This window comes from Mesorhizobium sp. M4B.F.Ca.ET.214.01.1.1 (assembly GCF_004791545.1).
Lineage (GTDB): Bacteria > Pseudomonadota > Alphaproteobacteria > Rhizobiales > Rhizobiaceae > Mesorhizobium > Mesorhizobium abyssinicae.
In genome coordinates, this window is sequence record NZ_SRUX01000019.1 from 67,019 (window position 1) to 80,827 (window position 13,809).

At 64.8% G+C, this 13,809-nt stretch carries 12 protein-coding genes; 6 read left to right on the plus strand and 6 right to left on the minus strand.

Features of this window, described 5'->3' with window-relative positions:
* Window positions 1-5: 5 nt before the first annotated feature.
* The 3 genes from rsmG to mnmE all read right to left on the minus strand — a co-directional run bounded on the left by rsmG (window position 6) and on the right by mnmE (window position 4,021).
* Complete coding sequence (gene rsmG / locus EN857_RS29570) at window positions 6-647, minus strand: 16S rRNA (guanine(527)-N(7))-methyltransferase RsmG (protein ID WP_135859487.1); 642 nt, start codon at window positions 645-647, stop codon at window positions 6-8.
* Window positions 644-2,518, minus strand: coding sequence for a tRNA uridine-5-carboxymethylaminomethyl(34) synthesis enzyme MnmG (mnmG, locus tag EN857_RS29575; protein WP_128346769.1), 1,875 nt, complete (start codon window positions 2,516-2,518; stop codon window positions 644-646). The genes rsmG and mnmG overlap by 4 nt, the downstream gene beginning before the upstream one ends.
* 171 nt (window positions 2,519-2,689) lie before the next feature.
* Window positions 2,690-4,021, minus strand: a complete 1,332-nt coding sequence (mnmE, locus tag EN857_RS29580; RefSeq protein ID WP_135859488.1) for a tRNA uridine-5-carboxymethylaminomethyl(34) synthesis GTPase MnmE — start codon at window positions 4,019-4,021, stop codon at window positions 2,690-2,692.
* A 61-nt stretch (window positions 4,022-4,082) separates the two neighbouring features.
* On the opposite strand from mnmE, the gene EN857_RS29585 reads away from it, so the two are divergent.
* Entirely contained in the window at window positions 4,083-6,101 is a 2,019-nt protein-coding gene (locus EN857_RS29585; protein WP_135859489.1) for a thioredoxin domain-containing protein, read from the plus strand.
* Window positions 6,102-6,435: 334 nt separating this feature from the next.
* On the opposite strand, the gene rho is transcribed toward EN857_RS29585, so the two are convergent.
* From rho to hemE, 3 genes are all read right to left on the minus strand, one after another.
* Window positions 6,436-7,701 (minus strand): transcription termination factor Rho, encoded by a 1,266-nt coding sequence (gene rho, locus EN857_RS29590; RefSeq protein ID WP_127284079.1) that lies wholly within the window; start codon window positions 7,699-7,701, stop codon window positions 6,436-6,438.
* A gap of 168 nt (window positions 7,702-7,869) precedes the next feature.
* Window positions 7,870-8,400 carry a protoporphyrinogen oxidase HemJ gene (gene hemJ, locus EN857_RS29595; protein ID WP_126057325.1) on the minus strand — a complete coding sequence of 177 codons (531 nt, stop codon included), beginning with the start codon at window positions 8,398-8,400 and terminating at the stop codon, window positions 7,870-7,872.
* The gene (gene hemE / locus EN857_RS29600; RefSeq protein WP_127391000.1) at window positions 8,400-9,431 is read right to left on the minus strand and encodes a uroporphyrinogen decarboxylase; all 1,032 of its coding nucleotides are present in this window, start codon (window positions 9,429-9,431) and stop codon (window positions 8,400-8,402) included. The genes hemJ and hemE overlap by 1 nt, the downstream gene beginning before the upstream one ends.
* A 402-nt stretch (window positions 9,432-9,833) precedes the next feature.
* On the opposite strand from hemE, the gene EN857_RS29605 reads away from it, so the two are divergent.
* The 5 genes from EN857_RS29605 to dnaQ all read left to right on the plus strand — a co-directional run bounded on the left by EN857_RS29605 (window position 9,834) and on the right by dnaQ (window position 13,784).
* Complete coding sequence (locus tag EN857_RS29605) at window positions 9,834-10,655, plus strand: pyruvate, water dikinase regulatory protein (RefSeq protein WP_127390999.1); 822 nt, start codon at window positions 9,834-9,836, stop codon at window positions 10,653-10,655.
* Window positions 10,656-10,942: 287 nt separating this feature from the next.
* Complete coding sequence (locus EN857_RS29615; protein ID WP_135859490.1) at window positions 10,943-11,542, plus strand: Maf-like protein; 600 nt, start codon at window positions 10,943-10,945, stop codon at window positions 11,540-11,542.
* Window positions 11,535-12,368: a shikimate dehydrogenase gene (locus EN857_RS29620; protein WP_127390997.1), complete on the plus strand. Its 834-nt coding sequence runs from the start codon at window positions 11,535-11,537 to the stop codon at window positions 12,366-12,368. Before EN857_RS29615 ends, EN857_RS29620 begins: the two co-directional genes overlap by 8 nt.
* A gap of 13 nt (window positions 12,369-12,381) precedes the next feature.
* A complete protein-coding gene (coaE, locus tag EN857_RS29625) occupies window positions 12,382-12,987 on the plus strand; it encodes a dephospho-CoA kinase (protein ID WP_127390996.1) in 606 nt (201 codons plus the stop codon).
* A 74-nt stretch (window positions 12,988-13,061) separates the two neighbouring features.
* The gene (gene dnaQ / locus EN857_RS29630; RefSeq protein ID WP_135859491.1) at window positions 13,062-13,784 is read left to right on the plus strand and encodes a DNA polymerase III subunit epsilon; all 723 of its coding nucleotides are present in this window, start codon (window positions 13,062-13,064) and stop codon (window positions 13,782-13,784) included.
* The last annotated feature ends 25 nt before the right edge of the window (window positions 13,785-13,809 follow it).

The following is a 13,809-nucleotide window of genomic DNA, read 5'->3' on the forward strand; positions in this document are numbered from 1 at the left end:
GTGATTCATTGCGGGGTCGCCGGGCGCAGATGGGTGACTTCGAGGATGACGCCATGAGGGTCGGTCATGCTTGGATGTTCTACCAGATCGAATGCCCAGCGGTGAGTGCTTTCTTCCACCTCGGCCCGGTAATCCCGGCCTTTGTGGAAAAGCGCGCGCGCCCCTTTGGTCAGCCACGGCGCCGCCAGGTCGAGCAGCGCCGGCAAAGCCGCAAGCGCTCGCGCCGTGACGATTTCCGGTGCCGCAACAAGCGGATAGCTGTCGTCGATGCGCCGTGCGACGACTCGCGCCGGCAGCCCGAACTGGCCGACGACCGCCTGCAGGAACGACGCCTTCTTGCGGTTGCTTTCGACCAGGTCGATCGACGCGCCGTCGCGCTCGGCTAGCAGGAAGCCCAGCACCAGTCCGGGAAAGCCGCCGCCCGAACCGAGGTCGACCCAGCGTCTGGCCTCGGGTTCGATTCGGGCGAGCTGCGCGCTATCCAGTATGTGCCTGCGCCAGACATCGTCCAAGGTCGACGGCGCGGCGAGGTTGATGCTGCGGTTCCATTTCAGGAACAGCTGTTCGAAGGCAACCAGACGCTCGAATGTTTCACGTGAAACCGGGCCCGTCGCTTCCTGCAGGCTCTCCCATGACGCAGCACTCACGCGACATGCCTCTGCGCGGCGGCTTCGGCGTTGCGGACGTGGGCGACGATGATCGCCAGCGCCGCCGGCGTCATGCCCTCCATGCGCTGCGCATCGGCGATGGAGCGCGGCTGCCGCGTCTTCATCTTCTGCTTCAGTTCATTGGACAGGCCGGGAACGTCGGCGAAATCCAGCGATGCGGGGATCAATCGGCTTTCCTCGTGCCTGATCTGCGCGACATCAGCCTGCTGGCGGTCCAGATAGACCGAATATTTCGCTTCCGTTTCGAGGCGCTCCGCCGTCTTCGCATCGATTGAGCCGAAGCGCGGCTCGATGCGCGCCAGCCAGGCAACATCGACACCGGGGTAGGCGAGCAGCTCATAGGCGGAACGGCGCACGCCATCCCTGTTGATCTCCAGCCCATGCCGCGCCGCCTCGTTGGGCGTGAACAGCACGCTCGATGCCAGTTCCCGCGCCTTGGCAAGATCCTCGTTCATCCCGTTGAAGCGCCGCATCCGTTCCATTGACGCGATCCCCAGTCGGTCCGCCATCGGGGTCAGCCGCTCATCGGCATTGTCGGCTCTCAGCGACAGGCGGAACTCGGCGCGCGAGGTGAACATGCGATAGGGCTCGGCAATGCCGCGACTGGTGAGGTCGTCGACCATCACGCCGATATAGGCTTCGGTGCGGCTGAGCACGATCTGCTCGTTGCCGGATGCCTTGCGCGCGGCGTTGAGGCCGGCGAGCAGACCTTGCGCGCCGGCCTCCTCATAGCCGGTCGTGCCGTTGATCTGTCCGGCGAGGAACAGGCCGCCGATCCGCTTCGTCTCCAGCGTCGGCAACAACTCGCGCGGATCGACATGGTCGTATTCGATGGCATAGCCCGGCTGCAGCATGGTTGCCCGCTCCAGCCCCGGGATCGACTTCAATATGTCGAGTTGCACATCCTCCGGCAGCGAGGTCGAGATGCCGTTCGGGTAGACGGTGTCGTCATCGAGACCTTCGGGCTCCAGGAAGATCTGGTGGCCTTCACGGTCGCCGAACTTGACGATCTTGTCCTCGATCGACGGGCAGTAGCGCGGCCCGACGCCTTCGATCGAGCCGGAATACATCGCCGAGCGGCCGAGATTGGCGCGGATCAGCTCATGCGTGGCCGGCGTCGTGCGGGTGATGCCGCAATCGATCTGCGGGTTCTGGATCGCGTCGGTCAGCAGCGAGAACGGCACCGGTTCCTCGTCCGCCGCCTGGCTTTCCAGCGACGCCCAGTCGATGGTGCGGCCGTCGAGGCGAGGGGGCGTCCCGGTCTTGAGGCGCCCAAGCGTGAATCCCGCGCGGCTCATCGTTGCCGACAGGCCAAGGCTCGCCTGCTCGTTCATGCGGCCGGCGACGATCTTCTTCTCGCCGATATGGATCAATCCGCGCAGGAAGGTGCCGGTGGTCAGCACCACCGCGCCGCAAGCCAGGCGGCGATCGCCCGAGATCTGAACGGCCGCGATCCGCCCTTTCGCGATCTCAAAGTCGAGAACTTCGCCCTCGATCACCTCGAGATCGTTCTGCTGCCGAATCGCTTCCTGCATGGCCAACCGATAGAGCTTGCGGTCGGCTTGCGTGCGCGGGCCGCGCACGGCCGGACCCTTGCGGCGGTTGAGCAAGCGGAACTGGATGCCTGCCGCATCGGCGATGCGGCCCATCAGCCCGTCCATGGCGTCGATCTCGCGCACCAGGTGGCCCTTGCCGAGGCCGCCGATCGCCGGATTGCAGGACATGACGCCGATTGTGTCGAAACGCAGGGTCACCAGCGCCGTCCTGGCGCCCGCGCGTGCGGCGGCGCTGGCCGCCTCGCAACCGGCATGGCCGCCGCCCACCACAACCACATCATAGTGATCGTTCATCTTTTTCGAGTCCAAAATCTGAAGTTGCCCGGAGAGATGTCCCCGCGAGGCTTCGCTGTCAAGGATGCAACACCGACTCGTTTCACGTGAAACAATGCGACTGCGGTGCTAGACCTAGTGTTTCACGTGAATCATCTGCGCCAAAGCCAGCCCGGCAATGTTTCACGTGAGTCATTTACCGATGCAGAACTGCGAAAAGATGACGTCGAGCATGTCTTCCACATCGACCGCGCCGGTGATTCGTCCGAGTCGGTCCGAGGCCAGGCGAAGCTCTTCGGCGCGCAACTCCTGGCCTCGCTCGTGCCCGGCCAGCGCCGTTCGCAGGTGATCATTTGCATCCTTGAGCAATTCGACATGGCGCAAGCGCGACGGCAGCACGTCGCCGATCTCGCCAACAGAAGCTGCGGCGCGACGGCCGACCTCCGCCAGCAGATCGGACAGCCCGGTGCCAGTCCTGATCGAGATCACCACGTCATAGAGTTTCGCGCGATCAACAAGCAGTTCACCCGCAACCAGGTCCGCCTTTGCCCCGATCCTCAGCAGCGGCGCATCGGACGGCACCGCGCCAGGATCGACGGGCAACGCCATATCCTCCAGCAGCAGCAGAAGGTCGGCGCCGCCCGCCTTGGCGCGCGCCTTCTCGATGCCGATCGCCTCCACCTTGCCGGGCGCCGCGCGCAGGCCGGCCGTATCGGTGACCCGGACTCGCATCCCTTCGAGGTCCAGCACCACTTCGAGCAGATCGCGCGTCGTGCCCGGCTCGTCCGTCACGATCGCCGCCTCCCGCTTGGCCAACGCATTGAAAAGGCTGGATTTCCCGGCATTCGGCGCGCCGAGGATGACGACCTCAAATCCGTCGCGGATGATCTCGGCGGCTCGGAACCCGTCGACGTGGCGATCGATCTCGCCGATCAAAGCCCGCACATCCGACCAGACCGCGTCCGAAACGGATCCCGGCACGTCATCCTCTTCGGCAAAGTCGATCTCCGCCTCGATCATCGCCCGCGCATGGATCAGCCGCCGCCGCCATTCGGCGTATAGCTCGCTCTGCGCCCCCTCGGCATTGCGCACGGCAAAACGCCGCTGCGCCTCGGTCTCGGCATTGACGAGATCGGCCAGTGCTTCGGTCTCGACCAGGTCGAGCCTGCCGTTGAGAAAGGCGCGGCGCGTGAATTCGCCGGGCTCCGCATGCCTGACACCTTCAAAACCGGCGATGGTCTCCAGCATCTTCGCCGCCACGGCGCGGCCGCCATGCACCTGGAACTCGGCGACGTCCTCTCCGGTGAAGCTGCCCGGTCCGGGGAAGAAGAGAACGACGCCGTGGTCAATCACCGATCCGTCCGTCGCGATGAGCTTGCGATAGGCGGCGGCGCGCTCCTTGACCATGCCGCCGGCGATCGTTTCGACCACGAATCGAGTCTTGGGGCCGGAAATGCGGATGACCGCGATGCCGGCCGGCAAGCGGCCGCTGGACAAGGCAACAATCGAATCGCTCAAAATCATTTGCCCGCTCTACCGAACCGCCCTAGCTTCCCGCGCAACTCTGTTAACCGAGCTTGCCGTCGTGACCTTGCCCGCGCAAAACCTGCTGGCCGAAGAAGCCAGCCCCTATCTCCAGCAGCACAGCGACAATCCGGTGCATTGGCGCGGCTGGTCGCCGGCGGCGCTCGCCGAAGCCAGGGAGCGCGGACGCCCGATCCTGCTCTCGATCGGCTACGCCGCTTGCCACTGGTGCCATGTCATGGCGCATGAAAGCTTCGAGAACGACGCCGTGGCCGCCGTCATGAACCGGCTGTTCGTCAATATCAAGGTCGATCGCGAGGAGCGGCCCGACATCGACCAGATCTATATGGCGGCGCTGCATGCGATGGGCGAGCAGGGCGGCTGGCCGCTGACCATGTTCCTGACGCCGGACGGCAAGCCATTCTGGGGCGGCACCTATTTTCCGCGCGAGGCCCGCTACGGCCGGCCAGGCTTCATCCAGGTGATGGAGGCGGTCGACAAGGCATGGCGGGAGAAGCAGGAAAGCCTCGGCCAGAGCGCCGACGGCCTGACCAGCCATGTCGAGGCGCGGCTGGCGGGAAGCCATGGCAAGGCCGTGCTCGACCGCGACACGCTCGGCGATCTGGCCGGCCGTATCGACGGCATGATCGACCGCGATCTCGGCGGCCTGCGCGGCGCGCCGAAATTCCCCAACGCGCCGTTCATGCATTCGCTCTGGCTGTCCTGGTTGCGCGACCGCGCCGCTTCGCACCGCGATGCCGTGCTGCTCAGCCTCGAGAAGATGCTGGCCGGCGGCATTTATGATCATGTCGGCGGGGGATTGAGCCGCTATTCCACCGACGCCGAATGGCTGGTGCCGCATTTCGAGAAGATGCTCTACGACAACGCCCAGCTCCTGCGCATGTGCAATTGGGCCTTTGCCGCCACCGGCAATGATTTGTTCCGGATACGAATCGAAGACACGGTCGCCTGGCTACTGCGCGAGATGCTGGTCGACGGCGGCGGCTTCGCCGCCAGCCTCGATGCCGACAGCGACGGCGAGGAGGGGCTGTTCTACACCTGGAACCGAGCCGAGGTCGAAGCCGTGCTTGGCGAGGATTCCGCCTCGTTTTTCGAATACTTCGACCTAGTCGCCCCACATGGTTGGGAAGGCAAGCCGATCATCCGCCAAACCGCCGACCAGCAAAAGCAAAGCATCGTCGACCATGCCTTGCTGGTGCCGTTGAAGCAGAAGCTCCTGGCCGCCAGGGAACGGCGCGTCAGGCCCGGCCGCGACGGCAAGGCGCTGACCGACTGGAACGGCCTGATGATCGCCGCGCTTGCCGAAGCCGGCCGTGCCCTGCAGCGGCCCGACTGGATCGAGGCCGCAGCGCGGGCCTTCGCCCACATCGTCGAAGCGAGCCATGACGGCCGCCTGCCGCACTCAATGCTCGGCGCCAGGAAACTGTTCCCGGCGCTGTCGAGCGACTATGCCGCCATGACGAACGCCGCCGTCGCACTGTTCGAGGCCACCGGCGAAACGGCCTATGTCGATCGCGCCAGGCATTTCATCGGGCAACTCGACCATTGGCACCAGGATGCCGACCAGACCGGCTACTATCTGACGGCCTCCGACAGCGCCGATGTCCCGATCCGCATCCGCGGCGACGTCGACGAAGCGATCCCGTCCGCCACCGCCCAGATCATCGAGGCGCTGGTGCGGCTGGCGTCGGTCACCGGCGGTCTCGATCTTCAGGAAAAAGCCTGGACGACCGCCGAGCACGCCATGGGCCGCGCCGCCCAACAGGCCTATGGCCAGGCCGGCATCGTCAATGCCTGCGCGCTGGCTCTCGAGCCCCTGAAACTTGTGCTGATCGACCATCCAGAGAGGCCAAGCCTCGTTCCGGTTGCGAATCGGAATCCCGACCCGCGCCGGGTGGATATTGTCGTGCCGGTCGGTACGGAAGCGAATCGACCGACCTTGCCGGGTGGGGTGGTGCCACCCACCGAAAAGCCGGGCGCCTGGCTGTGCACCGGGCAGGCTTGCCTGCCGGTGGTGACGGATGCGGGAGAGTTGGAGAGGCTGCTGCGGCGAGGGTAGTCGGAAGCGGCCTACGAAGCGTTTTTCAGCTGGCTCACAGTTTCAAGCGCTGGCGCTGCCCCTCATCTGGCTGCCGCCATCTTCTCCCCGCGAACGGGGAGAAGGGGCTGTCGACACTGGCTTCGCTAACCACCGACCTTGCAAGAAAAGCGCCGGCGTCGCGGCCAGCCTCTTTCTCCCCGTTTACGGGGAGAAATGCCCGGCAGGGCAATGAGGGGCCGCGCCAACTCCTGCGATTGGCTGCCAGCGATCGAGACAGATTTCCTGACGAAGGCGAAGGGAGTTCCCCCCGCTATGCGGACCGACCCTCCCCACAAGGGGGAGGATAGCCCAATCACGTATTCATCGAATCGAAGAAGTCGGCGTTGGTCTTGGTCTGCTTGAGCTTGTCGATGAGGAACTCGATCGCGTCGGTCGTTCCCATCGGCGCCAGGATGCGGCGCAGCACAAAGATCTTCTGCAGGTCCGCGCGCGGCACCAGCAGGTCTTCCTTGCGGGTGCCGGACTTGAGGATGTCCATGGCCGGGTAGATGCGCTTGTCGGCCACCTTGCGGTCGAGCTGGATTTCGCAGTTGCCGGTGCCCTTGAACTCTTCGAAGATGACTTCGTCCATGCGGCTGCCGGTATCGATCAGCGCGGTGGCGATGATGGTCAGCGAGCCGCCTTCCTCGATGTTGCGGGCGGCGCCGAAGAAGCGCTTCGGGCGCTGCAGCGCGTTGGCGTCGACACCGCCGGTCAGCACCTTGCCGGATGACGGCACGACGGTGTTGTAGGCGCGGCCGAGGCGGGTGATCGAATCGAGCAGGATGACGACGTCGCGGCCATGCTCGACCAGGCGCTTCGCCTTCTCGATCACCATTTCGGCGACCTGGACGTGGCGGGCGGCCGGCTCGTCGAAGGTCGAGGAGATCACCTCGCCCTTCACCGAGCGCTGCATGTCGGTCACTTCTTCCGGCCGCTCGTCGATCAGAAGCACGATCAGATAGCATTCCGGATGGTTGGCGGTGATCGAGTGGGCGATGTTCTGCATCAGCACCGTCTTACCGGTGCGCGGCTGCGCGTTGATCAGCGCGCGCTGGCCTTTGCCGATCGGCGCCACCAGGTCGATGACGCGCGGCGAGATGTCCTTCGAGGTCGAATTGTCGACCTCCATCTTCAGCCGCTTGGTTGGATAGAGCGGCGTCAGATTGTCGAAGTGGATCTTGTGCCGGATCTTTTCGGGATCGTCGAAATTGATGGTGTTGACCTTGAGCAGCGCGAAATAGCGCTCGCCCTCTTTCGGGCTGCGGATCGGTCCTTCGACGGTGTCGCCGGTCTTCAGCGAAAAGCGGCGAATCTGCGAGGGCGAGATGTAGATATCGTCGGGACCTGGCAGGTAGTTGGCATTGGCCGAGCGCAGGAAGCCGAAGCCGTCCTGCAGCACCTCGACGACGCCGTCGCCGATGATCTCGATGTCCTGGGCGGCGAGCTTCTTCAGGATCGCGAACATCAGCTCCTGCTTGCGCATGACGCTGGCGTTCTCCACCTCGAGCGATTCGGCATAAGCGATCAGCTCTGGCGGCTTCTTGTTCTTGAACTCAGTAAGTTTCATTTCTTGCATTAGATGGACTCTGGGTAGGCTTTGGGGAGAAAAATCGGCTGGATGCGACAAATGCCGGGCGCGGCCGAAAGCGAAAAAATGGGGCGGCGCATGACGGGAAGGAAGACCCGTCTTTTATCGTCGCTCGTCTGAAAGAGCAAGCCGCCTTTTGCGCCGTCGCGGGAAGCTTCAGAACGGCTTCACGACGACCAGGATGACGATGACGATCAGCAGCAATGTGGGGATCTCATTGACGATCCGCCAGTGGCGCGCCGGCTTTTCATTCTTGTCCTCGGCGAATTTGCGCACCGCCCCGGCGAGATAGCCATGCAGCCCCGACAAAACGAGGACCAGCGCTATCTTGGCGTGCAGCCAGCCGCCATGGAAAGCAAAGCCCTTCCATGCCAGCCAGAGCCCGAACACCCAGGTCGCGATCATCGCCGGATTGATGATGGCTCTGAGCAGCCGGCGCTCCATAACCTTGAAGGTTTCCGACTGCGCCGATCCCTTCTCGGCATCGGCATGATAGACGAAGAGCCGGGGCAGATAGAGCATGCCGGCCATCCACGAGATGACGGCGATGACATGGATGGCCTTGGCCCACAGGTAGAAGCCGTCGGACGCCACGAAGTAAAGCAGCGCGGTCGCGACGACCAGAGCGGCGATGCCAATCACCATGCGCTTCATCGCCTGGCCGGTGCTGTTGGTATTGTCAGCCATCAGCGCGTCGCGCTCCGCACCTGTTTCACCATCGCCTCGACATGCGCGATCGGCGTCTCCGGCGTGATGCCGTGTCCGAGGTTGAAGATCAGCGGCCCGCCGCCCAGCCTCCTCAGGATCGCGTCCACGCCGTCGGCCAGCGCCTTGCCGCCGGCCACCAACCGAAGCGGATCGAGATTGCCCTGCACGGCGCCGCCAAGCTGCAATTCCTTCGCCATCGAGAGCGGCACCGTCCAGTCGAGGCCAAGCCCGGTGATGCCGGTCTTGGAGCGATAGTCGCGATAGCGCTCGCCGGCGCCTTTCGGAAAACCGATGACCGGAACATCAGGGTGGACCGCCTTCACTTGCCTCGCGATCTCGGCCACCGGCTCGACGCAGAAAGCCTGGAAGGAAGGCTCGTCCAAAACACCGGACCAGGAATCGAAGATCTGCACCACATCGGCGCCGGCTTCGATCTGGCGGATGAGATAAGCGGCCGAATGATCGGCCAGCACTTTCAACAGCCGTGCGAAGGCCTCCGGCTCGCGATAGGCGAAAAGCCGCGCCGGCGCCTGGTCCGGCGTGCCCTGGCCGGCAATCATATAGGTCGCCACCGTCCACGGCGCGCCGCAGAAGCCGATCAGCGTCGTCTCGTCAGGCAGTTTGGCGCGCAGCCGGCGGACGGTCTCGTAGACCGGTTCGAGATTCACGTGAAACAAATCGCCAGTGAGGCCCGCAATCTCCGAAGCCGAGATCGGCGTCAGCATCGGCCCGCGGCCCTCCTCGAAGCGGACGTCTCGGCCGAGCGCGTTGGGCACCACAAGGATATCTGAGAACAGGATCGAGGCATCGAAGCCGAAGCGCGCGATCGGCTGCAGCGTCACTTCCACCGCAAGGTCCGGATCGTAGCAGAGATCGAGGAAGGAGCCGGCGCGCTTCCGGGTCTCTCTATACTCCGGCAGATAGCGGCCGGCCTGGCGCATCATCCAGATGGGCGGGGGAAAGACAGGCTCGCCCCTCAAAACGTCCAGCATGATCCGTTTTCCAGGCATTCAGCGTCGCCTCTCGAGGGTCCTCTTAAATCAAATATCTATTTTAAAAGAGTCTTCTGATTCTAAGAGTCTGTTGGTTGTGGTGGTTGCGACCTGTCCAGCCTGCCGCCCGAAAAGGCCAGTCAGCATATTGTCGCGCGGTCCCGATCGCGATTTGGAGGGTTCTGGGGAAGAACCGGAATTCCCCTTACGAGTCAACAGCTTGGCCTTTCGCTTCCAAACTTCGGGCTGTGGATGAAATCGGCCAAGAAAAGTTGATCCCCAGTTTTGTCCCCAGCGCCCCGACAAAGCCTACAGCAGGGCGAATTGTGGACAACCCACCATCTGATACAGTCGCTCTCGCCGCCATCGCGTCTTTGTCCGATCTTGTCCACAACTACCCACAGCCTGGAACCCGCGCCTGTGAACAAACCCCAGAGCTTCTTTCACCTGCACCTGATTTCCGACGCCACCGGCGAGACGCTGCTGGCGGCCGGCCGCGCCGCCTCCGCGCAATACAAGGATGCGCGCGCCATCGAGCACATCTACCCGCTGATCCGCACCGAAAAGCAGGTGGCCAAGGTGTTCGAGGATATCGAGGAAGAACCCGGCATCATCCTCTACACCGTCGTCGACCAGAAGCTCGCCCGCGGCATCGACGAGCGTTGCGCGGCGATGGGCCTGCCTTGCGTCTCGGTGCTCGAGCCGGTGCTTGCCGTCTTCCAGTCCTATCTCGGCACCCCGGCCGGCCGCCGTGTCGGCGCCCAGCACGTCCTCGACGCCGAATATTTCCGCCGCATCGATGCGCTGAACTTCACCATGGAGCACGATGACGGACAGCTACCCGCCAACATGGACGATGCCGACATCGTGCTGATCGGCATCTCGCGCACCTCCAAGACGCCGACCAGCATCTATCTCGCCAACCGCGGCATCAAGACCGCCAACATCCCGATCGTGCTCGGCGTGCCGGTGCCGGAAAGCCTGGTCAACGCCAGGACGCCATTGATCGTCGGCCTGGTCGCCACCGCCGAGCGCATCTCGCATGTTCGCCAGAACCGCATCCTCGGCAACACCAGCACCTATGTGCCGTCCGACTATGTCGACCGCGCCGCGATCAACGAGGAGCTCGCCTACGCCCGCCAGATCTGCACAAGGCATGGCTGGCCGATGATCGATGTCTCCCGCCGTTCGATCGAGGAAACGGCGGCGGCGATCGTTGCCCTGCGAGGGAAGTCGAGATAGAGGAGCAAAGAAACTAGTTTTGCGAGTCACCTTGGCGGAGGTCGGCGCCGCCCCTCACCTGCCTGCCGGCATCCTCTCCCCGTATAGGGACGGGGAGAGGGGCGCTGGTGTCTATGGTTTCGCCAATCGCCAGCGCTGCTGGAAAGAGCGCCTGCGCTGAAGCTGGCCCTTTCTCCCCGTCTCTATACGGGGAGAAATGTCCGGCAGGACAATGAGGGGCGGCGCCAACTCTACGATAGCAAGGCTTTGCATACACCAACCGTCCCCTGTCCGCGTCCGAGCACAAAATGACCGAGAAAATCATCCTTGCCTCCGGCAGTCCGTTCCGCAAGGCGATGCTGGTCAATGCCGGCGTCGAGATCGAGGCGGTGCCGGCCGAGGTCGACGAGCGCGCGCTCGAGGCGCCGCTCAAGGATAGCGGCGTGTCGCCGGAGGACGTCGCGCTGGTGCTTGCCGAGGCCAAGGCCACCGACGTCAGCGAACGCCGGCCGGGCGCGCTGGTGCTCGGCTGCGACCAGACGCTGTCGCTCGGCGACGAGGTGTTCCACAAGCCGGCCGACATGGAAGGCGCGCGCCGCCATCTGCTCGCGCTATCCGGCAAGACCCATCAGCTCAACAGCGCCGCCGTGCTTGCCCGCGACGGCGAGGTGCTGTGGCGGCATGTCGGTGTCGCCAGCCTCACCATGCGCAAGCTCGACCCTGCCTTCATCGGCCGGCATCTGGCGCGCGTCGGCGCCAGGGCATTGTCGAGCGTCGGCGCCTACCAGATCGAGGGCGAAGGCATCCAGCTCTTCGAAAGAATCGAAGGCGATTATTTCACCATCGTCGGCCTGCCGCTGTTGTCGGTGCTGAACGAATTGCGCGCGCTGGGGGCGATCGATGGCTGAGAAGAGGGCCTTCGTCACCGGCCACCCGATCGCGCATTCGCGCTCGCCGAAAATCCATGGCCACTGGCTGGCCAGATACGGCATCGACGGCAGCTACCGGGCCATCGATGTCGCCCCCGACGATTTCGCCGCCTTCCTCAACGGGCTGCGGGACAACGGTTTCCAGGGCGGCAATGTCACCATCCCGCACAAGGAGGCGGCCTTCGCGCTGGTCGAGCGCCGCGACGAGGCGGCGGAAGCGATCGGCGCCGTCAACACGCTTTGGTTCGAGGACGGGAAATTGTGGGGCGGCAACACCGACGCCCACGGCTTTGCCGCCAATCTCGACGACTACGCGCCGGGCTGGGCAGCGAATGGCCCGGCCGTGGTGCTTGGCGCCGGCGGCGCGTCGCGCGCCGTCATCCATGCGCTGAAAGAGCGCGGCGTCGGCGACATCCGCATCGTTAACCGCACGCTGGCGCGGGCCGAGGAGCTCAGCCATCGCTTCGGCGCCGGCGTTTCCGCGCATCGCGCCGACGCTGTCGGCGACCTGCTCGCCGATGCCGGCCTGCTCGTCAACACGACGGCACTTGGTATGCATGGCAATGAAGGACTGTCCGCCGATCCGGCCGGCCTGCCGGACCATGCCATCGTCACCGACATCGTCTATGTGCCGCTGGAGACGCCGCTGCTCGCCGCCGCCCGTGGGCGCGGCCTGTGGACGGTCGATGGGCTCGGCATGCTGCTGCATCAGGCGGTGCCCGGTTTCGAACGCTGGTTCGGCACGCGGCCCGAGGTCACCGCCGAGCTCAGGCGGATGATCATTGCCGACATCGAAGCCCATTGATGAGGCGCCGGATATGATCGTGCTTGGCCTCACCGGATCGATCGGCATGGGCAAGTCGACGACGGCGAAGATGTTTGCCGAGGCCGGCGTGCCGGTGCACGATTCCGACGAGACGGTGCATCGCCTCTATGCCGGCAAGGCCGCGCCGCTGGTCGAGGCCGCCTTTCCCGGCACCACAGATGCGGGTGTCGTCGACCGCGCCAGGCTCGGCGCCCGGGTGCTCGGCGACGCCGTCGCGCTGAAGCGACTGGAAGCGATCATCCATCCGCTGGTCCGCGCCGATGCCGACGCTTTCCTTGCCAGGCACCGCGCCGCTGGCGCGCCGCTCGCCGTGCTCGACATTCCCTTGCTGTTCGAGACCGGCGGCCGCGACCGCGTCGACAAGGTCGTGGTCGTCACCGCCCCGGCCGAGGTGCAGCGCGCGCGCGTGCTGGCGCGTCCCGGCATGAGCGAGGCGAAGCTGGCGGCGATCCTCGCCAAGCAGGTGCCCGACGCCGACAAGCGGCGCCAGGCCGATTTCATCGTCGACACCGGCCAGGGCTTTGACGCCGCGCGCGCCGCGGTCGCGGCCATCATCGCCGAATTGGCGGGGGATAAGTCGGGCAAGGACGCTTCCTGACGCCTGCTGTCAGCAGTCCCCATTGCCATTTTGTTCCGTTGGATGATTCTGCTCGTTCAGAGTGGACTGATTCGATGCGCGAGATCATTTTCGATACGGAAACCACCGGCCTCGACATGCGCGAAGACCGCATCATCGAGCTCGGCGGCGTCGAGCTGGTCAACCGCTTCCCGACCGGCCGCACCTTCCACAGATTCATCAACCCGCAGGGACGGGCGGTTCATGCCGAGGCGCAGGCCGTGCATGGCATCAGCGCCGCCGACCTGGTCGGGAAGCCGATCTTTTCGGAAATCGCCGAGGAGTGGCTGGCCTTCACCGACGGCGCCAAGCTGATCGCCCACAACGCCAATTTCGACATCGGCTTCCTCAATCTGGAATTCGGCCGGCTCGGCCATCCCGCCATCGATGTCGGCCGCGTCGTCGACACGCTGGCGCTGGCGCGCCGCAAGCACCCGATGGGCCCAAACTCGCTGGACGCGCTCTGCCGCCGCTACGGCATCGACAATGGTCACCGCACCAAGCACGGCGCGCTGCTCGATTCCGAATTGCTGGCCGAGGTCTATATCGAGCTCATCGGCGGCAAGCAGGCGGCGCTGATCCTCGATGCGGTGGCGGTGCAGATGAACGGCGCCGGCGAGGTGGCCGACATCGACATCTCCATCGGCGCCCGGCCGATCGCCTTGCCGCCGCGTCTCACCGAGGCCGAGCGCGCCGCGCATGCCGGCCTGGTGCGCACGCTCGGCGAAAAGGCGCTATGGCTGAAGGTGGAAGCCGAACCCGGGGCGGCACAGAACTAACACCGTCCCGCCGGCATCTCATGCA